Origin of the sequence: Bariatricus sp. SGI.154 (assembly GCF_050313795.1) — a bacterium.
In the GTDB taxonomy this organism is placed as follows: domain Bacteria; phylum Bacillota; class Clostridia; order Lachnospirales; family Lachnospiraceae; genus CAMBRQ01.
On sequence record NZ_JBNPMC010000007.1, the window covers coordinates 33,986 to 55,656 of the forward strand.

Consider the following 21,671-nt stretch of genomic DNA (forward strand, 5'->3'; position numbering starts at 1 on the left):
TTTTATGATAAATATATGAATGAAGAGGTGTTTAGGATGAAAACAGAGGTATGTAGTTTGGTGGGGGCTATAGGAGGTTGTTTCATGACGGTATTCGATAAAGGAGGAACGGCATGAAACACGTTAATTATTTTTATGAGTATTGATTATCTTTCGGGAATTGTATTGGTTATATTGTGAATGAATTGATTAGTATCACTGAGAATGCAGGGCTTATGGGAATACCTATGCCATCGATTATCCGGCGTGCTATTGACATCTTGGTTAACAAGGCAGAGCATAAAGAAGGGTAGAAGGTTTTGATAAACGTCAGTGATACTTTTACATGTTTTGCCAGGGACTTTGGAGAAATTATGATGGTCCGATAAAAGCGCATTCGTGGTCAGGTAATTGAGATTTTGAACGGTTTGATTTATACTATAAATAGTTGTGGCAGTAGGAAGGCGGAACGAATGAAAATGAAATTATCCAGACGATATGTATACATTTTTGCCGGAGTTGCAGCACTTATTGCTTTATTGTTATGGGTGCATCCAATTGCATTTATAAAAACCGGAATTCTGACAAAAGAGAAGGTAGATCAGTATGAAAAGCAGTATGATCTGGGCGCTGCGAGAAAGTTTGATGCGAATGATAAGAGCATAAAGAATGTCTATATGTTTTATATTGGAAATGAAGCCGTGGAGGTGCAAGATGAAACGGTGGACAGTCTTATCGATGTTAACGTGCGAAAAGTTGCTCCGTTTCTATATTGTTGGAATATACCAGAAGGAAATTGGGGAATCTTTCGGGTCACGTTGGGAAACGACAAATATTATTGCCTGTATATTACAAATTAATTTCATTCATAAAGTACATGTTAAAAAGCATTAATTATACAAGGCGGAAGTCGATGAAGAAAAATGTTATCAAAATAATAGCAGCCACACTGACGCTTTTTCTGCTTTGCAGCAATGACATAAAGGCGGAAACTCAAGAAGAATATATAACAATTGAAGAAAAAAAGGAATATTTATGTGAAAAAGGCTTAGAAAAAGATATATTAAATGGAATGCGAGAAGAAGCCGTTAATAAAGTGTATGAAAGTGTTATAAAAAAAGGTGACGTTACCATTGACGCAAAAGTAGAGTCGGTAGAAAAAGTGTTTGTTGACCAAACGATTGATAAACAGACAAGAGGTGCGATACCAGAATCACAATTACGAATTACGGCAACTTTAATGAATTATGCTGATACAAGGCATCAGTATATACAAGGTTGTGATTTGATTATTGATTATTTATGGGTGGTTTCGCCGGGCGCAACAGGGAATGATGTAATCACATTAAATTGGAATAGTTCGGTTTTGTCGCTTAGCGATTATGGTGGACCGCTGAGTGCACATAATTATGTGACAAATATGTCAACTGGTTCACAGGACTTTTATAATTTTATATCTACGCCGGCACATAGCAATTCAGCTGGAATAGGTTGGTATGCTCAGTTGCGAAGCCCTAACATTTCACCTAAGATTCAAATAAATCCAGGTGGATGGGCTTTTGTATCTTTTGAACCAAGCTATATGTTTTATGTAAATGATAATGTTGTAACGGATTTGAGGTTAGAGTATGTACATGAAAATATGCCGGGAATTTCATCAATAAGTTTCTCTTATGAAGGGGCATCATTTCTGCCGGTGGTAATTTTACTGATTCTTTATCTAAAATCACAACATATAGATCCATGTTAGCTGACGATTGGGGATAAAGCGGATTGAGAGAGGATAGATGCCCTTATAATTACGAGAGGATATGCAGCGAAAGGGTATTGTGCTAAGTGCAGTACCCTTTAACGTATATCCTCAGTCTATCGCATTCATATATCTTTTTGATCCGGATCAGTGGGAAATCGTTGGTGAAGAGGCAGTTGCCGGACGGAATTGCTGGAAGATTGCAGGCAAAGGGGAATCCTATCTAAACCCAGTGAACAGCATCGAATTGTGGATTGACAAAGAGGCTGGGTGCGTGCTTCAGTATAAAGGATATGAAGGGCGTGATGAGAATCGGACAGAAGTTGAGTACTTGGTGACAGACTCTATAACATATAATGAAGTGGTTACCCCTGTGGAACTTGATGGGGCATATAGTGATTATGCGGATTGGTCATAAGTGGGATGAAGGGGAAAACTATGGAAGCAAAAATTAAGATTGTAGTTGATGAAGAGAGAGCCATGGAAAGAGTGAAAGCAGCAATCGGAAGGATGAAAGTGAAAAAGAATCTTTGGATTTTGTGCGGTGTTTTGACGCCTCCTCTTCTGATAGATACATGTATTCGGATTTATCAGTATTGATATAATTTTGGAATGCTTTTTATGCATGTGATTATGGGAATTGTAGAGGGCGTTTTGTTTTGGTTTTTAGGGCATGAAGGTCTTGTCATAGAGAAAGAACTGCTGACAAAGGAGCAGTTGGAGTTCGTTAAAAAGAAGTGTGATGCGATTAAAAACCATAGTAAATGGATGTGATTAACTGATTTTTAACGGAAGAACTTTTAGTGATATTGATAAAATGACCGGTGGAGGGGATGAAAAGAGAATTATGGAGGCAAAGATTAAAATTATAGTTGATGAAGAAAGAGCCATGAAGCGGATTAATGCAGCAACTGATAAGATGAAACGGTGGAGAAATCTGAAAATTCTCTCCAGGGTTAGTTTTATACCGATTCTACTGCTTTCACTAGTTCAAATATATGTATATCGATATGATTTTGGCATGCTTCTGAAATGGGGAGTTATAGGATTGGTCGCAGGAGGCTTATTATGGTTTTGCCGTCTTGGAAGCAGGAGGCTATTTATGTTTCAGTTGAAGAAACAATTGGCGGCAATGCAGTATCCTGTTGAGCAGATCCTTTCATTTGATGAAGACGAAGTAGAAGTGAATAGTGAAAAATCAATGAAGAAAACACGCTGGGATTCGATTGAAATGGTATGCGAAGACGAGGACTATTTAGTGGAATCATCATTGATAAAGATGTGCTGACTCCTGAGCAATATAGATTTATAAATGAAAAATGTGACGCTGTTAAAGAGCATCATAAGTGACACAGATTGAAGTGATATTTACACAACGAATTTTGAAACCTTCATAATCCTGGTTTCGGTGGATCGGATAACATAAAAATTTTTAAAAAGTCACCCCAAATCCTATAAAAAGTGATATAATAAATACTTACTATAAGGAAGGAGGTCAAGACAATGGGTTACAACGTATTAGATGTTTGTCGTCATGTGATAAATTATAGCAATGAAAACGATTATGGCATTTCTAATCTTAAACTCCAGAAAGTGCTTTATTTCATACAGGCTTATTTTCTAACGAATAAAAAAGACCGCACTCCTTGTTTTGAGGAAAAAATTGAAGCATGGGATTTTGGTCCTGTTGTGCCAGAAGCATACCATGAGTATAAGCAATATGGAAGTGGAGATATTCCTACTGTCGAATCTTACATTCTGTTTGACGAGGATAATATTTGGAGTTCTAAGAGAGTTAGTTTTAATGATGACATTATTTTAGATGAAGACAAAGCACTTATAGATAAGGTTGTTGATAAGTTTTCCGAATATTCTGCTACTGATCTTGTATCATTAACGCATAAACAGTCACCATGGCTTGATGCTTACGTCCCATATCAGAATAATGAGATTACAATTGAGGCAATAAGGGAGTATTTTAATGGTTGATGGTAATTTGGATATGTTGCTCCGAACAACGGACAACACAGCAATGTCTTTGGAGCAGTCAAAAAAATTCAATAATACTAAAAGAAAAATAAATGCAATTTGTAAAGCATTAACACTAGAGACGCAAAAATATGACCCACAGAAGACAGTTGAAAACATTAATGCTTATATTGCGTCATCTAATAAGTTAGACAGGATACTATATTCAGAAATAAGCAATTATGTTTTTTCGTTAGAAATGACACAACGAGGCATTTTTGCAACAAATCTAGAAAAATTGCTGTTATATTCTTTGGATGAAAATAATAATGTGGCTGAAGATAGTAAGAAATTGATAGTTAAGATTTATGACCATTTTCAACTTGCGTTGCATCAGATAGAAAATGTCAATAATATTTTTGCTAACAGTATCGAAGAAGCCAAAGAAAACTTGCAAAAGGAAGTCAAAGGTGTTGAAAAAGAGTATATATCTATACTTGGTATTTTTGCATCCATTGTGTTGGCATTTGTAGGTGGTATTACATTTTCTACATCTGTTTTGCAAAACATATCAGCGGTAAGTATATTCAGATTATTGCTAGTGATTGATTTTTTGGCGTTTGTTCTTATCAATATCATTTATATTCTCGTTAAGTTTATTTTTACAATAAATGAGAAGAACGCAAAATTATTTAACGTTAAAGCATTGAATATTACATGTTTAGTTATTGCACTTGTTATAATAGTTGCATGGTTGTTCAATGCTAATCAATTACCTGGTTTTATATCTGAATTTCTTCCTTGGAGCAAATGACAAAGAACCTCCTGGCCGTTATGGCCAGGAGGGTTTTGTATGCCCTGTAAATGTCCGTTGTCGTGAGAGAAAAGTGATCGTCCAATTTTACTACGGTATTAATTGGCGGTTACTTTTATTATTTTTACAAGTTTTGATATTGTACAGATCTTCAAAAATGTGTAAGATAGAATCAATGCATTTATATAGAAGGAGAACGGCATGCTATACACAATCCCAGATTATTATAAACAATTTTCCTGCACTGCCGATGAGTGTGAGGATACCTGCTGTGCTGGCTGGCAGATCGCTATAGACCGCAGATCACTGATCAGGTACGGACGGACCGCAGGGAAGTTCAGAAGGCAGCTGCACCGTGGGATTAACTGGCTGAAGGGGACCTTCCGACAGTCAGAAGATAAACGCTGCGCCTTTCTGAATGAAGATAACTTGTGTGATATGTATACTGCGCTTGGCAGGGACAGCCTGTGCAGAACATGCCGCCTGTATCCTCGGCATATTGAAGAATTTGAAGATGTCAGGGAGATTACATTATCTGTATCTTGCCCGGAAGTGGCAAGAATTCTGCTTGGCAAGGAGGAACCGGTTACCTTCCTGAATTATGAGAGAAACGGGGAAGAAGAGTATGAAGAGTTCGATCCGTTCCTGTATTCCAAACTTGTGGATGGGCGGGAGGTAATGATTAAGATTCTCCAGGACAGAACTTTAGATATCGAACTTCGAGTGGGACTGGTGCTGGGAATTGCCCATGATATGCAGGTACGGATTCGAAAGGGAGAGATATTCTCCTGTGACGAGGTGTTTGAAAGATATCAGAAGGAAACTGCCAGGCAGTTCGTAAATATGCGGCTTAGGGAAAGCAGGAAGAATATAAAGCAAAGATATGCATTTGCCCGGCAGATGTTCCGTAATCTCTATCGATTAGAATTGCTTCGGGAGGACTGGTGGATTCGTTTGCAGGAAACGGAACATGTATTGTATGAAACCGGATATGATAAGTATGATACGATTCATCACGAGTTTGCAAAGTGGATTGGGGAATACATGCCACAGTGGAAGGTGCAGTGTGAACAATTACTGGTATATTTTCTCTATACGTATTTCTGTGGCGCCGTGTATGACGGAAGAGCGTATGCGAAAGTCCAGATGTCGGTAATCAGCGTGTTTCTTATCTATGAGATGCTGGTGGCTAGATGGATGAAGAATGAGGGAATGCTGGATTTTGAAGATGTGGTGGAGATTGTCTATCGGTATTCCAGAGAAGTAGAGCATTCGGATCAGAATCTGGAGATGATGGAGAAGATGATGGAAGAACAATTGATTCCGTGGTTTCGCGCTGTCTTCAGGTGAGGCACTGGCATTTTTAGAGGATGAATATGGAGGTATAGATCAATGATTATGAAAGATATGGCAATTGCAGATAAAGTAACAGATAATGAGAATTGCGAGACGGTTCGGCAGCTGTTTGCATTTATTGAGGCGAGTCCCAGCCCGTTTCATGCGGTTTCCAATATGAAACGGGAACTGGAGGCGCAGGGATATACCCGGCTGCTGGAAGGCAATGCCTGGAAACTGGAAGAAGGTGGGAAGTATTATGTGATCCGAGGTGGCTCGTCTATCATAGCATTCCGGATTCCGAAGAAAGATTTCAGAGGTTTTCAGATCATGGCGAGCCATAGTGATTCACCGAGTTTCAAGGTTAAGGAGAATCCTGAGATTGAGGTAGAGGAGCATTATGTGAAGTTAAATGTGGAGAAATACGGCGGTATGCTTTGTGCTCCGTGGTTCGACCGCCCTCTGTCTGTGGCGGGGCGCCTTGTGGTAAAAGAGGGAAATAAGTTGGTGACAAAACTGGTATCCGTAGACCGGGATCTGTGCATGATTCCCAATCTTGCAATCCATATGAACCGTGAGGCAAATGAGGGATATAAATACAATGCCCAGAAGGATATGCTGCCATTATATGGGTGTGAGTCTGCGAAGGGCGGGTTTATGGCGCAGATTGCAGAGGCAGCAGGCGTGGAAGAAGAGAATATTATCGGAAGTGATCTGTTCTTATATAATCGTATGAAAGGGAGTGTCTGGGGAGCGGATGAGGAATTCATGTCGATTGGGAAATTGGATGATCTCCAGTGTGCATTCGCATCTTTAAGGGCATTTCTTGATTCGGAGGATGGGAAGAGTATTCCGGTTCATTGTGTGTTCGATAACGAGGAGGTTGGCAGCGGCACAAAACAAGGGGCGGCTTCTACTTTTTTATTGGATACGCTTCTTAGAATTAATGAGGGTTTGGGACGGACGATGGGGCAGTATCATCAGGCGTTGGCGTCCAGTTTCATGCTGTCTGCGGACAATGCACATGGGGTGCATCCGAATCAGCCGGATAAAGCGTGCCCTACGAACCGCCCGTATATCAATGGCGGAATTGTAATTAAATTCAGTGCAAACCAGAAATATACAACAGACGGTCTGGCAGCAGCGGTATTTACGCAGATCTGTAATAAAGCAGGTGTTCCTTATCAGATTTTTGTAAACCGTTCGGATATCCTTGGGGGATCGACTCTTGGCAATATATCAGGAACCCAGGTGGCGCTGAACACGGTGGATATTGGATTGGCCCAGTTGGCAATGCATTCGCCATATGAAACGGGCGGCGTAAAGGATACGGATTACTTGATTAAGGCAGCAAAAGAATTCTTTCGGGCGGCAATTGTAGAAGTCGGCGAAGGAGAGTATCAACTGTTGTAAGAAGAGAGAGTAAAGGAGAGATAAGAGATATGCCCATAGGAATTATTGTGAATGTGCTTTCTATTGTTATAGGGGGAATTATAGGCGCTTTGGCAGGACATAAGCTGAGTTCGGATTTTAAGACGAATATTAATATGATCTTTGGTGCCTGTTCTATGACAATGGGGGTTAGTTCCATTGTTTTGATGGAGAATATGCCTGCGGTAATATTCGCGGTTATTATCGGAACGTCGTTGGGGCTGGTGATCCATCTGGGGGATAAGATGAATGTTGCGGCAGGGGGAATGCAGAGGGTGATTGCGAAGTTTATCAAGTCGGAGCATTCGAAGATTCCGGAAGAGGAATTTACGGCTACGCTTACTACAATTATCGTATTGTTTTGTGCCAGCGGCACGGGAATCTATGGCTCGATTGTGTCGGGAATGAGCGGCGACCATAGTATTCTGATCGCAAAATCTATTCTGGATCTGTTCACGGCAATGATATTTGCATGTACACTTGGAATGGTGGTTGCAGTGATCGCGGTGCCGCAGTTCGTAATCTTCATGGTTCTGTTTTTGTGTGCGGGGCTGATATTTCCGATGACGACACCGACGATGATTAATGATTTTAAAGCGTGCGGCGGTGTTCTGATGCTTGCGACGGGATTTCGCATGATTAAGGTGAAGATGTTCCCAACGGCGGATATGATACCGGCGATGATGATCGTTATGCCGCTTAGTTGGGTGTGGACAACCTATGTTGTGCCGTTGGTGAGTTAATGCAACGATATATTCGTGCTTTGTGGGGAGGGAATTGCCAGATGCGGCTACATATTACATAATCTGCCGAGCGCAGTTACTGCGTAATAAGCACGAAATGATGAAAAGTGCATATGATAAAGCAGATACTTATCTTAAGGAGTGTGCGTACATGGATAATCGACTGCCTTATTATATGACATACCCGATGCCTTTGCTGTATGATGACGACAGGATTATGAGAAGGGATCTGGATTACATGAAGAGCATCTATCCGGCGACGGCAAAAAGGCTGGTGCCATATATAGATGAAGAATGTGACCGGATGGAATATGACGGAAGCATGATGTATGATGAATATCCGGATCAGCTGCAGCTTCGGATGATGTGCAGGAGAATCTACGACCAGGCGGCGGAAGGGGAAGAGAAGCCGGGAGAGTGGCTTAAGGACCTGATTCAGGTAATGACCTATCAGGAACTGTACCACAGGCGGTGTGAACACAGGAATTTAAGAAGAAAATTCTACTAATGAAAGGAGGGGCCAGACCTTGAATTGCAAGGGACTGACTCCTTTTGGATTAGTTAACGGGTGTTTTTTTAGGTGTTTTTTGTAAAAATTGGACGATAGACGGATGAGAGAATATGTGATAAAATACTCTCCAAAGTATCAAAAAGAGGGAAGTACATAAGGGAGGAAAATACGTGGATAATATTATATTTATCGGTATGCCGGCGGTCGGGAAGAGTACAGTGGGAGTAATTGTTGCGAAGCGCCTGGGATATCGTTTTGTTGACACGGATATTTTGATTCAGGAAGAAGAAGGAAAGTTACTGAAGGATATTATAAAAGAAAAGGGAATTGATGGCTTCCTTGAGGTGGAAGACCGTATTAATGCGAAGGTGAATACGAAGAAGACTGTAATCTCGCCAGGCGGAAGCGTCGTATATTGTGAAAATGCAATGAAGCATTACAAAGAGATTGGAAAAGTAGTATATTTACAGGCTTCTTATGAGACAATAAATAAAAGAATTGGCAATGCGAAGAAAAGAGGCGTTGTGCTAAAGGATGGTCAGACGCTCAGGGATCTTTACAATGAGAGGGTGGCGCTTTTTGAAAAATATGCGGACATCACGGTCTGTGAAGATGGCTTAAGGCTTGAGAATACGATCCAGAAGGTCTTAGATGCGCTCGGACAGGAGGAAGAAGCGTAAGCAAAAGCCGGCGAAAAAACGGGAAAAATATTACGGATAAATTACGTATTTGTAAAAATTATTTTACAAACGAGAATTATATGGTATAATATCCGCGTAAGCAATGAGCAATGCGAAAATAATTGATGGCGATTGAAGCCGCTTGCGGATTCAATTGACAACGATTATTTTCATAGGGCGAAAGCCCGTGAAGGAAGAAAGCCGAAGGATTTCTGAGTTCGCATTGCGGCCTTGGATACAAAAATAATTGATGGCGATTGAAGCCGCTTGCGGATTCAATTGACAACGATTATTTTCATAGGGCGAAAGCCCGTGAAGGAAGAAAGCCGAAGGATTTCTGAGTTCGCATTGCGGTCTTGGATACAAAAATAATTGATGGCGATTGAAGCCGCTTGCGGATTTAGATATTGAAGAATACAGATAATGGTGTTAATATAGATATTTCGAAAGTGATAAATAAGAGATTTTGAGGTGCAACATGGAACAATATATTATAAAGGGCGGGCATCCACTTGTAGGCGAAGTTGAGATTGGTGGAGCTAAGAATGCTGCGCTTGCAATCCTTGCGGCAGCAATTATGACAGATGAGACAGTAATGGTGGATAATCTGCCGGATGTGAATGATATTAATGTGTTGCTGGATGCGATTGCGGGTATTGGAGCGAATGTCCATCGCGTAGATCGCCATACAGTGAAGATCAATGGTAAGAGCATTCAGAATGTTGACATAGAATATGAGTATATTAAGAAGATTCGTGCATCCTATTATCTTCTGGGTGCGTTGCTTGGAAAGTATAAACGTGCCGAAGTGGCACTCCCGGGTGGATGTAACATCGGAAGCCGTCCGATTGATCAGCATCTGAAGGGATTCCGTGCTTTGGGGGCGGATGTAGAGATTGAACATGGCAAGATTGTTGCAGAGGCAGACCGCTTGGTTGGTAAGCACATTTATTTTGACGTGGTAAGTGTTGGTGCGACGATTAACGTTATGATGGCTGCGACTATGGCAGAGGGAATGACCATCATGGAGAATGTGGCAAAAGAACCGCATGTAGTAGACGTGGCGAACTTCCTGAACAGCATGGGAGCGAACATTAGAGGTGCCGGAACGGATGTTATCAAGATCCGCGGTGTGCAGAGACTGCATCGCACAGAGTATTCTGTCATTCCGGATCAGATTGAAGCCGGAACTTTCATGTTTGCAGCAGCTGCGACAAGAGGAGACGTTACTGTCCTGAATGTAATCCCGAAGCATCTGGAGGCAACCATTGCCAAGTTGGTTGAGATTGGATGCGAGGTAGAAGAATTTGATGATGCTGTCCGCGTGGTTTCCAAAGGAGATCTGACCAGTACGCATGTCAAGACTCTTCCGTATCCGGGATTCCCGACCGATATGCAGCCACAGATTGGCGTGACCCTGGCTCTGTGCAAAGGGACAAGTACGATTACAGAAAGCATATTCGAGAATCGTTTTAAATACCTGGATGAACTGGCAAGAATGGGAGCGAACATCAAGATTGATGGCAATTCGGCAACTATAAGAGGGGTAGAGAAGTTCTCGGCTGCAAGAGTCAGCGCACCGGACCTGCGTGCCGGAGCAGCATTATGTATTGCGGGACTCGCAACAGACGGAATCACGATTGTGGATGATATCGTATATATTCAGAGAGGCTACGAGAGATTCGATGAAAAACTCCGCAGCATCGGTGGTATGATAGAGAAAGTTGCTTCTGAGAAAGAGATTCAGAAGTTCAAGTTAAAAGTAGGCTAGTTCCAAATGGGGACGGGGGTTTTTTCAATTTCCCCCGTCCCCATTTCAATTTGCCGTGTCCCCAATTGGATTTGCCGTGTCCCTTTTTAAAATATCCCTGTCCCTTTTTGTAAATGGCGGGTGTTGCAGGAGGAAATGATGAAAAAGATTCAAAATAGATATGTGATATTAATGATTTCGTCTATTATAAATTTTGTACATGGTAACCCATATATCTGGACGGTGTTCCAGCCATATGTGCGGGAAGAATACGGGCTGACACTGGCGGCATCCAGTCAGCCATTTACAATTATTATCGGAATATTCGCAGTGGGAAATATGATTGGTGGTTTTCTGCAGCATAAGATAGGTGCAAAGGCGACTATACTTGCGGGAAGTGCGGTAATGTGCGGCGGTTTCTTTCTTGCGGCCGTTGCGCCATATGATATGCCGTGGCTGATCTCGGCAGGATATGGCGTGTTGGGAGGACTTGGATCCGGATGCGCGTTTAGTATGCTGGTGGCAGTGCCGCAGGCGTGGTTTCCGGACAAGCGTGGTCTGGTGACAGGGATTACCATTGGTGTGGTTGGCATCTCGGGTGTGTTGATGAATCCATTATGCGATTATGTGTTGGCGGCTCATGGATACCGCACAGCGATGGTGCTGGTAACAGTGATCTATGTTGTGCTGAGCGCGGGAGCGTTTTTCATAGAGGAGCCTTCGAAAGAGTATATAGATCGAATGGAACTGAAAACGGCAGAAAATAGATCGAAAAATGTATTGGGCAATGTGCGGCAATATACGACGCGGGAGATGCTGCGGACACGGATGTATTACATAATCAGTATTGTAATGGCACTTGCAATACCGGCATATGTGCTTGTGAATCCACTTATGAAATCATTGGGAATAGAGCGAGGACTTAGTAACTCGCAGGCACTCATGGGAGTGCTGATCGCGTCCTTTGCCAATATTATCGGAAGATTTGTGGCACCGTGGATATCAGACCGAATAGGCTGCAAGGCAATCATCCGGGTGATGTATGTGATATCGATGGTCTCGATCCTGGCATTGACTGTGGCGAGAGGCGGCGTATTTGTCCTTCTGATCTCGCTGGTGTGTATGGTATACGGTGGAGTGGTGAGCGTATTTCCGGTGCTGGTAGCAGAAAAATTCGGTATGAAATACCAGGGGATGAATTATGGAGCAATTATGCTGGGGTATGGGATTGTCTCAGTTCTGTGTCCGTATCTTTTAGAACTTGCAGGGCAGGAGATGTCTTTTGTAATTGCGGGAATTGCCTGCGCGGTAGGACTGCTGGGGACAGGGCTATTCTAAAAAGGGACACGGCAAATCCAAAAAGGGACACGGCAAATTTAGTTGGGGACGGGGAAAATTGAAAAAACCCCCGTCCCCAATTTGGAGATATATAGGAAATACCTATATGTGTATACAATATAGAAAAAACCGATTAGTCATAGAGTATTTGGCATGATATAATGATTTGGACATAGTGGAGGAGGAACATAGTGATGAAGAAACTGCTGATTGTATCGCATTGTATTTTGAATACTGCATCAAAAGTAGCGATGGATGAAAAGGAACTGGCAGAAGAATATGAGGTGAAAGGCAGGCTGATGAGGCTTGTTATAGAGCAGAATGTTCAGTTGCTGCAGCTTCCGTGTCCGGAGTTCATCATGTATGGTTCTAAGCGATGGGGGCATGTGAAGAATCAGTTTATGCATCCGCATTTTCGCAATGAATGCAGAAAAATGCTTGAGCCTATTTTGCTGCAAGTAGAGGAATACCTTACGTATCCGGAAGAGTTCGAAATTGTAGGAATTGTTTCCGTAGAAGGTAGCCCCAGTTGCGGGCATCGATTGACCTGTGTTGGTGAATGGGGTGGCGAATTGGCAGGAGACGATACGGAATTGCTTGAGACTCGAGATACATGCAGAATGGCAGAAGAGCCAGGAGTGTTGATGCAGATACTTGAAGAGGAACTTCAGAGAAGAACTATGGATGTATCCATTATGAGCATGGAGAAAGCGATTGAGGTGCTTTCTCAAGTCAAATATTTATGAGAGACGAGAGGAGAAACTAACAATGAAAAACAGAAAAGTTTATGTAACTGCATTTTGCGGTGTGTCAGTTGCCATGAACATTGTTCTTGGAATTATCACATCTGCACTTGGAATCCCGCTTTATCTGGATACTTTAGGAACGGTGCTTACAGCGGCGATTATTGGACCGGTTCCGGGTATTATTGTAGGAGCGCTGAGTAACATCATCACTGGATTAATGTACAGTGTTACGGACATTCCGTTCTGCCTGGTTAATATGGCTGTAGGTTTGATCGTGGGTCTTGTGGCTAAGAAGTTCAAATTCACACTGGTCAGTGCAATCGTTACAGGTCTTGCTCTGAGCTTCATCTGTCCGGCAATCGGAACACCAATCGGTATCTATGTATATGGCGGACTGAATGGCTCTGCTTCTGACGTGCTCGTTATGTCACTTGTACAGGCAGGAAAAGATATCTTCCAGGCATCATTCTTAAGAAATGTTGCATCAAACCTGGTTGATAAAGTTGGTACATGTGTCATTGCCTGGGCTTTGATTAGAGCAATTCCGATGCGTTTTTTAGAGAACTTTAAAAAGGAACAGTAAGTGGTTAGATTATGATAAATGTAAAAGATCTTGTTCACAGGTATACCGTGTGGGAATCAGAGACGGAAAAAAGCAAGAAGACCGTGCTGGATGGCGTGTCATTAGACGTCCCGTCCGGTCAGTTTGTGGCGATACTGGGTCCTAATGGTTCGGGCAAATCTACGTTGGCAAAGCATCTCAATGTTCTGTTGCTTCCTGATGAAGGGGTGGTATGGATAGATGGAAAAGACACTGCGGATCAGAAAGTGCTGTGGGATATACGCAGCACGGTGGGAATGGTGTTTCAGAACCCTGATAATCAGATCGTAGGAACGAGTGTTGAAGAAGACGTGGCTTTTGGACCGGAGAATAAGAATTTATCATCTGAAACTATACAGGAAAAAGTAGCCGACAGCCTCAGTGCTGTTGGCTTATTGCATAAGAGGAAAAGTTCGCCGTCACGTCTGTCCGGTGGTCAGAAACAGCGTGTGGCGATTGCGGGGGTACTGGCTGGGAATCCAGGATGTATCGTGCTGGATGAACCGACGGCTATGCTGGATCCCCGATCTCGAAAAGAAGTTTTGGATGTAATTAAAAAGTTGAATAAAGAACATGGAATTACAATTATCCTGATTACTCACCATACGGATGAGGTGGTAGATGCAGATACCATAGTGCTGATGGATAAGGGGCATATTATTCGAAAAGGGACTCCCAAAGAAGTATTTGGCAATCTTGACCTGCTTCGACAGGTGAAGATGGATGTGCCTCAGGTGACAGAACTTGCTTATCGGCTGAACCGGCAAGGGATACCAATGGAACTTCCTGTGCTGACAGAAGAACAGTTCGTGTGTGAACTGACAAAAGCATATGAAAATATTCAAAGTCAGGAGGTGTCCGGACTATGATGAAAGTAGAACATCTTAGATTTACGTATGGGAAAGGGACAGTAAATGAATGCAAGGTGCTGGATGATATTTCCTTTGAGATACGGGAAGGCGAGTTCATTGGCCTTATCGGCTCTTCAGGTTCGGGCAAGACGACACTAATTAAGCATCTAAATGGTCTGTTGAAAGCAGAGTCGGGAACTGTTTGGTTTCAGGGACAGAATATCTATGATAAGAAATATGTGCTGTCTAATCTGAGAAAAGAAGTGGGGCTTGTTTTCCAGTATCCGGAGCATCAGTTGTTTGGCAGAACTGTACTTTCGGATACTTGTTTTGGTCCGCTGAATCTTGGAATGACAAAAGAAGAAGCAGAAGAATCTGCGAAAGATTGTCTGGAACTTGTGGGAATTGATGAAGCCTATTATTACGCAAGTCCGTTTGATCTGTCCGGAGGCCAGAAACGCTGTGTGGCGATTGCAGGAGTATTGGCTATGAAACCGAAGATTCTTGTGATGGACGAGCCGGCGGCGGGACTTGATCCGGAGACGAAACATATGGTATTTGATCTGGTGGAGAAGATTCGACGGGAACGTAATATTGCAATCGTGCTTGTCTCACATCATATGGAAGATGTCGCGAACTATGCAGACAAAGTTCTGGTCTTGCATGAGGGCAGGCTGGCGCTGTCAGGAACACCGCGAGAGATATTTTCGCAAACACATTTTCTGCGAGAGATAGGAATAGGAGTGCCGCAGATTACAACTGCTACTGAGAGATTAATCCAGGCGGGTATCGGGCTTGGGCATCCGGCGGTTACGATAGATGAGGCCGAAGATATAATATTGCAGGCATTTTCTATTCGGAGAGGAGGCAGCGTATGATTCGAGATATTACCATAGGGCAATATTATGCCAGGGGATCCGTGGTTCATGGACTGGATCCGCGGACAAAACTTATGGGAGTGCTGATCTATATCATAGTGTTGTTCCTTGTGAAAAATCCATGGTGGTATCTGGCGTGCCTCGCGGTCATTCTGGTGTTGTATCATGCGGCACGGGTTCCTCTGCCCTACCTGTTAAAAGGGCTGCGGGGAATTGTGATTCTGCTTATGTTTACCTTCTTTTTTCGTTTGATAAGTACTCCGGGGGTGGAAGTGGCGCATTTCTGGATATTTACAATAACGAAAGAAGGAGTTGTAAAAGCCGTAAGCCTCACTTCCAGGATTGCGTTAATGATTACTGGTGCATCATTATTGTCTTACACTTCAACGCCGCGGGAACTGGCGGACGGTTTGGAAAAGGCATTCTCCTTTCTGGAGAAAATACATGTTCCTGTGCATGATATGGCGGTAATTGTCATGATTGCATTCCGATTCATACCTATTATGATTGAAGAAATGAATGCGTTGATGGACGCGCAGGCAGCTAGAGGAGTGGAATTCGAAAAATGTTCTGTTTTTAAGAAATGCAAAAATGTATTTTCGCTTTTGGTTCCATTGTTCTTATCTACGGTCCGAAGGGCATCTGATCTGGCGATGGCAATGGAAGCAAGGGGATATACAGGAGATAGGCAGACTTCAAGAATGTATCCGCTTATATATAAAAGCAACGATAGAATCGCCTATGCAATGATGGGAATATGGTTGACTGCTGGTATTGGAATTAGGGTGTTTTTGTAAAAAGGGACACGGCAAATCCAAAAAGGGACACGGCAAATTTAGTTGGAGACGGGGGAAATTGAAAAAACCCCCGTCCCTATATTGACAAGTGGGCGAAAAGCGTGTAAAGTCTTATTCGTACACATAACAATATAATATTGCAAACTTTCTCTTATTCAGAGCAGTGGAGATACAAAGGATCTAAGAAGCTGCGGCAACCCCCACCTATGGGAAGGTGCCAACCTGAGCGAGTAATCGAACAATAAGAGGATTGGTTTATGAAGATATAAAACAGTCCGCTTACTGCGGACTGTTTTTTTCACGAAAGCAATGAGGTGCCCCATCCTCCCAATCAAGATAGAGAGAAAGTTCGCTAAAGGGGATATGCCCCTTTCAGTAGAAAAGGAGAGGAAAACTATGGAGAAACATTTATTTACTTCAGAATCCGTAACAGAAGGTCATCCGGATAAGATGTGCGACCAGATATCCGATGCCATTCTGGATGCGCTTGTTGAGCAGGACCCGATGAGCCGTGTAGCTTGTGAGACGAGCACCACGACAGGTCTTGTGCTTGTTATGGGAGAGATCACAACCAACGCATACGTAGACATCCAGAAGATTGTAAGAGATACCGTAAGAGAGATCGGCTACACCAGAGGCAAATTCGGATTCGATGCGGATACTTGCGGCGTGATCACTGCAATTGATGAGCAGTCAACCGATATCGCAATGGGCGTGGACAAAGCCTTAGAAGCAAAAGAGAATAAGATGTCTGATGAAGAGATCGAGGCAATCGGTGCAGGAGATCAGGGGATGATGTTCGGCTACGCTTCCGATGAGACACCGGAATTGATGCCTTATCCAATCGCACTGGCTCACAAACTGTCAAGAAAACTTACAGAAGTCAGAAAAGATGGAACACTGCCTTATTTAAGACCGGATGGCAAGACTCAGGTAACTGTTGAATACAACGAAGAAGGAATCCCGACACGTCTGGATGCAGTAGTCCTGTCCACGCAGCATGACCCGGAGGTTACACAGGAGCAGATCCATGAGGATGTTAAGAAATATATATTTGATGCGGTGATCCCTGAGGGAATGGTAGACGATGAGACGAAGTTCTTCATCAACCCGACCGGACGTTTTGTAATCGGCGGACCACATGGTGACAGCGGACTGACCGGACGTAAGATTATCGTAGATACTTACGGTGGAATGGCACGTCACGGCGGCGGCGCTTTCTCTGGAAAGGACTGTACAAAGGTAGACCGTTCAGCAGCATATGCAGCACGTTACGTTGCGAAGAATATCGTAGCAGCAGGACTGGCTAAGAAATGCGAGATTCAGCTCTCTTATGCAATCGGTGTTGCACATCCGACCTCCATCATGGTAGATACATTCGGAACCGGCAAGATCAGTGAGGAGAAATTAGTGGAAATGATCCGCGAGAACTTCGATCTTCGTCCGGCTGGAATCATTAAGATGCTTGATCTTAGAAGACCAATCTACAAGCAGACAGCCGCTTATGGACATTTCGGACGTACGGATATAGACCTTCCATGGGAGAAACTGGACAAGGTAGATACACTGAAAAAATATTTATAAAAATTTTATAAAAGTTTATGGGCGCTTTGGTGTGAAGCGCCTTTTTTCATGATATACTTTATTCTATACATTGCCGGGCAAAATCCGACAGTCGAAAGCGTGGATTGTGGGATGCCTGAATGAGTGTGAATTGCGCGTTCGGCGTGAGAATGTACGTACTATAGAATGCTCGGATGAGTATACTTTAGGAGGGCATGAATATGAAGTTGAAGACACGATTAATTATCGCTTTTCTAACGGTTATCTTAATTCCGATTCTTTTAACGGTTGCTATGGTATGCCTGTTGGGGCGCTATCAGATGAGTGCGATAGAGAAGACATATGAGATAACAGGTACGACGGTTGAGAGTTTGTCGAACCCGGTACAAGTACTGGCAAGGCTTACGGAGAAGTCATACCATGAACTTGATGAGATGGTAACTTATCATCCGGGGAATATGGACGATGCCACACAGTTGGAGGAGTTCAACCAGAAACTTATGAAGAAGAAGTCATACCTGCTGGTCAGAAAGGGAGACACGCTGATCTATGTAGGAACGACGATGGAAGAGGCAGAGCCGGTGATCACCCAACTGCCGAAACATGGGGACTCCGATCTGGAATCGGGGAATGGAGTATACCTGGGAGGCGATGCACAGGCATTGGTAAAACAGGTGGATTTTACGTATCCGGATGAAGAAGAAGGAAGTGCTTTTATTGTTACGAGTGTCAGCGACATGATTCCAGAGGTGGAGCAGTTTTATGTCGATATGCTGATTGGAATCGTGGTTGTGCTGATATTGACGGCGGCGGTGCTTATATTCTGGATCTACCGTGGGGTCATGCAGCCTTTGAGCAAGATGCAGGCTGCGGCTAACAATATTAAGGAGGGCAATCTGGATTTCGAACTGAAGCCGGAAGCGGACGATGAACTTGGAAGACTCTGCCAGGATCTGGAAGACATGCGGAGAAGGCTTAAGGATACTGCGGAAGAGAAGATCAAGTTCGACAGAGATAACAAAGAACTGATCAGTAATATTTCCCATGATCTGAAGACGCCGGTTACGACGATCAAGGGATATGCAGAAGGTATCATAGACGGAGTTGCAGATACGCCGGAGAAGATGGACCGCTATATTCGGACCATTTATAATAAAGCCAGTGAGATGGATACCCTGATTAATGAACTGACGTTATATACGAAGATTGATACCAACAGGATTCCTTATAATTTCAGTACGTTGTCGGTGGACGCGTATTTTGAGGATTGTGCGGAAGATCTTTATATTGAACTGCAGTCACGGAATGTGGAATTCGGGTATTATAACTATGTGGAGGCGGGCGTGAAGGTCATCGCTGATGCCGAGCAGATTAAGAGAGTGGTTCATAATATTGTGAATAATTCGCTGAAATACATGGATAAGCCGCAAGGAAAGATTAATCTCAGGGTAAAAGACGTGGGCGATTTTGTCCAGGTTGAGTTGGAAGACAATGGAAAAGGAATTGCGGCAAAGGATCTGCCGAATATATTCGACCGTTTCTACCGGACGGATGCTTCACGCAACTCATCCAAGGGCGGAAGCGGCATCGGCTTATCGATTGTAAAGAAGATTATAGAAGAACATGGCGGCAAGATATGGGCGACAAGCCGGGAAGATACGGGAACGACGATGTATTTTGTCCTAAGAAAATATCAGGAGGTACCGATATATGAGTAAGATATTGATTGTAGAAGATGAAGAGGCGATTGCTGATCTGGAGAGGGATTATCTGGAACTGAGCGGTTTTCAGGTAGAAGTGGCGAATGACGGAGCGACGGGACTTAAGAAAGCGTTGAATGAGGATTATGATATGTTCATCCTGGATCTGATGCTTCCGGGAATTGACGGCTTCGATATCTGCCGTCAGGTCAGAGATGTGAAGAATACGCCGATTATTATGGTATCTGCTAAGAAGGATGATATTGATAAGATCCGTGGTCTGGGACTGGGGGCAGATGATTATATGACGAAGCCATTCAGCCCAAGCGAGTTAGTTGCCCGTGTGAAGGCACACCTTGCAAGGTATGACCGTCTGACCGGAAGCGCGATGGAAGCGAACAAGGTAATTGAGATTCGGGGACTTAAGATTGATACGACGGCAAGAAGAGTGTGGATTAATGGGCAGGAGAAGTCCTTTACCACGAAGGAATTCGATCTTCTTACCTTCCTTGCAAGCCATCCGAACCATGTGTATACGAAGGAGGAACTATTCCGTGAGATCTGGGATATGGAATCCATCGGAGATATTGCGACGGTGACGGTGCATATCAAGAAGATCCGTGAGAAAGTGGAGATGGATACTTCCAATCCGCAGTATATAGAGACAATTTGGGGAGTGGGATACCGTTTCAAAGTCTGATGCGAATGATAAAATAATAGTATACCTGGGGATAGCAATTATGGGGGCATGGTTGCTATCCTTTGTATTTCGAAGGAGTCCCTGGATGTTGACGAAGGGCATCCTTGTGAATATAATGATACTATTATTAGAAAATATAATTGGAAAGGCAGGCAAATGATGCAGGTTAGAAAGAGTATCCGGTGGAATACGGTGAGAATATTGGCGATAGGGTTCCTGGGAGTGATCCTTCTTGGCGCTTGTCTGCTGTGGCTTCCTGTCTGCAATCAGAAACCGCTTGCTTTCATGGACGCGCTGTTCACTGCGACATCGGCAGTCTGCGTGACGGGACTTGTTACGATTGTGCCGGCGGCTCAATTTACGGTATTAGGTAAAATGATCCTTCTGCTGCTGATTCAGATTGGAGGTCTTGGAATCATTGCATGCATTACCATATTTTTCCTGATACTCAAGAAGAAGATTACATTAAAAGAACGGGTGGTATTGCATGAGACTTATAATACGGATAAGTTGGGCGGTATTGTCGGCATGGTGCGGAAGGTTATTCTTGGCACGTTCGTGGTGGAGGGGGCTGGCGCCATCGCTTATGCGTTTCAGTTCGTGCCGGAGTATGGGTGGATTCGTGGAATCGGATACAGTATCTTCCATGCGATATCTGCGTTCTGTAATGCGGGGATTGATATCCTGGGCACAGATAGTCTTGCTGGATATGCGGGGAATCCGCTTATTAATATTACGACGATGCTGTTAATCGTTCTAAGTGGTATCGGATTCTCGGTCTGGTATGACGTGCTTGGGAATCTTCGGAGGGTTTACCGCCATGAATTGCCGAGAAAATGGTGGTTTACCAGGCTGCGGCTGCACTCTAAGATCGCCATTATTACGACGGCTGCATTACTTGTGACAGGAACAATAGGAATCCTGCTGATGGAATATCATAACCCGGATACACTGGGAGGCATGCCGATAGGGCAGAAGATCATGGCATCATGCTTCCAGTCGGTGACAACCAGAACGGCAGGCTTCTTCTCCATACCGCAGGCATCCCTTCATACGGAGTCAAAACTGTTAAGCTGTCTTCTGATGTTCATCGGCGGATCGCCGGGAGGTACGGCGGGCGGCGTGAAAACGACGACGATTGCGATGCTGCTGTTGATCTGTATTGCATTTGTCCGGGGCGGAGAAGATGTGGAATGCTTCGGAAGAAGAATATCCTCTGCCAATATGCGCGCGGGCATCTCGGTTGTGATGGTTTCGTTTCTGGCGGCGTTGATGGGAACGATGGCGATCACGATGATCGAGCCGGACAGCGTGGCGCTGATGGATATTATATATGAAGTGACGTCGGCAATCGGTACGGTCGGACTGACTGCGAATCTGACGCCGGAACTTGAGCGGGCAAGCCAGGTGGTGATTATGATCCTGATGTACATGGGGCGTTTGGGACCGATTACCCTGATGCTGACATTTGCTGGAAATAGCAACCCCAGAGATAAGATTCGGCAGCTGCCGAAAGAAAGAATTATGATTGGATAA

At 43.6% G+C, this 21,671-nt stretch carries 25 protein-coding genes and 1 riboswitch; all 25 genes read left to right on the forward strand.

What is annotated here, in order from left to right; genetic code table 11:
- Positions 1 to 173 precede the first annotated feature (173 nt).
- The 25 genes from ACQRBN_RS05240 to ACQRBN_RS05360 all read left to right on the forward strand — a co-directional run bounded on the left by ACQRBN_RS05240 (position 174) and on the right by ACQRBN_RS05360 (position 21,671).
- The gene (locus ACQRBN_RS05240) at positions 174 to 293 is read left to right on the forward strand and encodes a phage holin family protein (protein WP_427737982.1); all 120 of its coding nucleotides are present in this window, start codon (positions 174 to 176) and stop codon (positions 291 to 293) included.
- 159 nt (positions 294 to 452) lie between these two features.
- Positions 453 to 839, forward strand: a complete 387-nt coding sequence (locus ACQRBN_RS05245; protein ID WP_427737935.1) for a hypothetical protein — start codon at positions 453 to 455, stop codon at positions 837 to 839.
- Positions 840 to 892: 53 nt separating this feature from the next.
- The gene (locus ACQRBN_RS05250) at positions 893 to 1,729 is read left to right on the forward strand and encodes a hypothetical protein (protein ID WP_427737936.1); all 837 of its coding nucleotides are present in this window, start codon (positions 893 to 895) and stop codon (positions 1,727 to 1,729) included.
- A 61-nt stretch (positions 1,730 to 1,790) separates the two neighbouring features.
- Entirely contained in the window at positions 1,791 to 2,147 is a 357-nt protein-coding gene (locus tag ACQRBN_RS05255; RefSeq protein WP_427737937.1) for a hypothetical protein, read from the forward strand.
- 20 nt (positions 2,148 to 2,167) lie between these two features.
- Entirely contained in the window at positions 2,168 to 2,329 is a 162-nt protein-coding gene (locus ACQRBN_RS05260) for a hypothetical protein (protein WP_427737938.1), read from the forward strand.
- A 21-nt stretch (positions 2,330 to 2,350) separates the two neighbouring features.
- Positions 2,351 to 2,503, forward strand: coding sequence for a hypothetical protein (locus ACQRBN_RS05265; RefSeq protein WP_427737939.1), 153 nt, complete (start codon positions 2,351 to 2,353; stop codon positions 2,501 to 2,503).
- Positions 2,504 to 2,576: 73 nt separating this feature from the next.
- Positions 2,577 to 3,017 carry a hypothetical protein gene (locus ACQRBN_RS05270; protein ID WP_427737940.1) on the forward strand — a complete coding sequence of 147 codons (441 nt, stop codon included), beginning with the start codon at positions 2,577 to 2,579 and terminating at the stop codon, positions 3,015 to 3,017.
- A gap of 215 nt (positions 3,018 to 3,232) precedes the next feature.
- Positions 3,233 to 3,718 carry a Panacea domain-containing protein gene (locus ACQRBN_RS05275; protein ID WP_427737941.1) on the forward strand — a complete coding sequence of 162 codons (486 nt, stop codon included), beginning with the start codon at positions 3,233 to 3,235 and terminating at the stop codon, positions 3,716 to 3,718.
- Complete coding sequence (locus ACQRBN_RS05280) at positions 3,711 to 4,511, forward strand: hypothetical protein (RefSeq protein ID WP_427737942.1); 801 nt, start codon at positions 3,711 to 3,713, stop codon at positions 4,509 to 4,511. Before ACQRBN_RS05275 ends, ACQRBN_RS05280 begins: the two co-directional genes overlap by 8 nt.
- 201 nt (positions 4,512 to 4,712) lie before the next feature.
- Positions 4,713 to 5,861, forward strand: coding sequence for a flagellin lysine-N-methylase (fliB, locus tag ACQRBN_RS05285; RefSeq protein WP_427737943.1), 1,149 nt, complete (start codon positions 4,713 to 4,715; stop codon positions 5,859 to 5,861).
- Positions 5,862 to 5,903: 42 nt separating this feature from the next.
- Positions 5,904 to 7,259 (forward strand): M18 family aminopeptidase, encoded by a 1,356-nt coding sequence (locus ACQRBN_RS05290; RefSeq protein WP_427737944.1) that lies wholly within the window; start codon positions 5,904 to 5,906, stop codon positions 7,257 to 7,259.
- Between the two features lie 29 nt (positions 7,260 to 7,288).
- Entirely contained in the window at positions 7,289 to 8,020 is a 732-nt protein-coding gene (locus ACQRBN_RS05295; protein WP_427737945.1) for a DUF554 domain-containing protein, read from the forward strand.
- A 151-nt stretch (positions 8,021 to 8,171) separates the two neighbouring features.
- Positions 8,172 to 8,528 (forward strand): hypothetical protein, encoded by a 357-nt coding sequence (locus tag ACQRBN_RS05300; RefSeq protein WP_427737946.1) that lies wholly within the window; start codon positions 8,172 to 8,174, stop codon positions 8,526 to 8,528.
- Between the two features lie 173 nt (positions 8,529 to 8,701).
- Positions 8,702 to 9,211: a shikimate kinase gene (locus tag ACQRBN_RS05305; RefSeq protein WP_427737947.1), complete on the forward strand. Its 510-nt coding sequence runs from the start codon at positions 8,702 to 8,704 to the stop codon at positions 9,209 to 9,211.
- Positions 9,212 to 9,689: 478 nt separating this feature from the next.
- Entirely contained in the window at positions 9,690 to 10,982 is a 1,293-nt protein-coding gene (locus ACQRBN_RS05310; RefSeq protein ID WP_427737948.1) for a UDP-N-acetylglucosamine 1-carboxyvinyltransferase, read from the forward strand.
- 138 nt (positions 10,983 to 11,120) lie between these two features.
- A complete protein-coding gene (locus tag ACQRBN_RS05315) occupies positions 11,121 to 12,299 on the forward strand; it encodes an MFS transporter (protein ID WP_427737949.1) in 1,179 nt (392 codons plus the stop codon).
- A gap of 194 nt (positions 12,300 to 12,493) precedes the next feature.
- A complete protein-coding gene (locus ACQRBN_RS05320) occupies positions 12,494 to 13,045 on the forward strand; it encodes a CD3072 family TudS-related putative desulfidase (RefSeq protein ID WP_427737983.1) in 552 nt (183 codons plus the stop codon).
- Between the two features lie 22 nt (positions 13,046 to 13,067).
- A complete protein-coding gene (locus ACQRBN_RS05325; protein WP_427737950.1) occupies positions 13,068 to 13,628 on the forward strand; it encodes a CD3073 family putative ECF transporter S component in 561 nt (186 codons plus the stop codon).
- A gap of 11 nt (positions 13,629 to 13,639) precedes the next feature.
- The gene (locus tag ACQRBN_RS05330) at positions 13,640 to 14,515 is read left to right on the forward strand and encodes an energy-coupling factor transporter ATPase (protein ID WP_427737951.1); all 876 of its coding nucleotides are present in this window, start codon (positions 13,640 to 13,642) and stop codon (positions 14,513 to 14,515) included.
- A complete protein-coding gene (locus ACQRBN_RS05335) occupies positions 14,512 to 15,375 on the forward strand; it encodes an energy-coupling factor transporter ATPase (RefSeq protein ID WP_427737952.1) in 864 nt (287 codons plus the stop codon). Before ACQRBN_RS05330 ends, ACQRBN_RS05335 begins: the two co-directional genes overlap by 4 nt.
- Positions 15,372 to 16,172, forward strand: coding sequence for an energy-coupling factor transporter transmembrane component T family protein (locus ACQRBN_RS05340; RefSeq protein WP_427737953.1), 801 nt, complete (start codon positions 15,372 to 15,374; stop codon positions 16,170 to 16,172). Before ACQRBN_RS05335 ends, ACQRBN_RS05340 begins: the two co-directional genes overlap by 4 nt.
- 148 nt (positions 16,173 to 16,320) lie before the next feature.
- Positions 16,321 to 16,420: riboswitch (SAM riboswitch) on the forward strand.
- Between the two features lie 148 nt (positions 16,421 to 16,568).
- Positions 16,569 to 17,756: a methionine adenosyltransferase gene (metK, locus tag ACQRBN_RS05345; RefSeq protein ID WP_427737954.1), complete on the forward strand. Its 1,188-nt coding sequence runs from the start codon at positions 16,569 to 16,571 to the stop codon at positions 17,754 to 17,756.
- Positions 17,757 to 17,956: 200 nt separating this feature from the next.
- Positions 17,957 to 19,453, forward strand: a complete 1,497-nt coding sequence (locus ACQRBN_RS05350; protein WP_427737955.1) for a HAMP domain-containing sensor histidine kinase — start codon at positions 17,957 to 17,959, stop codon at positions 19,451 to 19,453.
- Positions 19,446 to 20,135 (forward strand): response regulator transcription factor, encoded by a 690-nt coding sequence (locus tag ACQRBN_RS05355; RefSeq protein WP_427737956.1) that lies wholly within the window; start codon positions 19,446 to 19,448, stop codon positions 20,133 to 20,135. The genes ACQRBN_RS05350 and ACQRBN_RS05355 overlap by 8 nt, the downstream gene beginning before the upstream one ends.
- Before the next feature lie 156 nt (positions 20,136 to 20,291).
- A complete protein-coding gene (locus ACQRBN_RS05360; protein WP_427737957.1) occupies positions 20,292 to 21,671 on the forward strand; it encodes a TrkH family potassium uptake protein in 1,380 nt (459 codons plus the stop codon).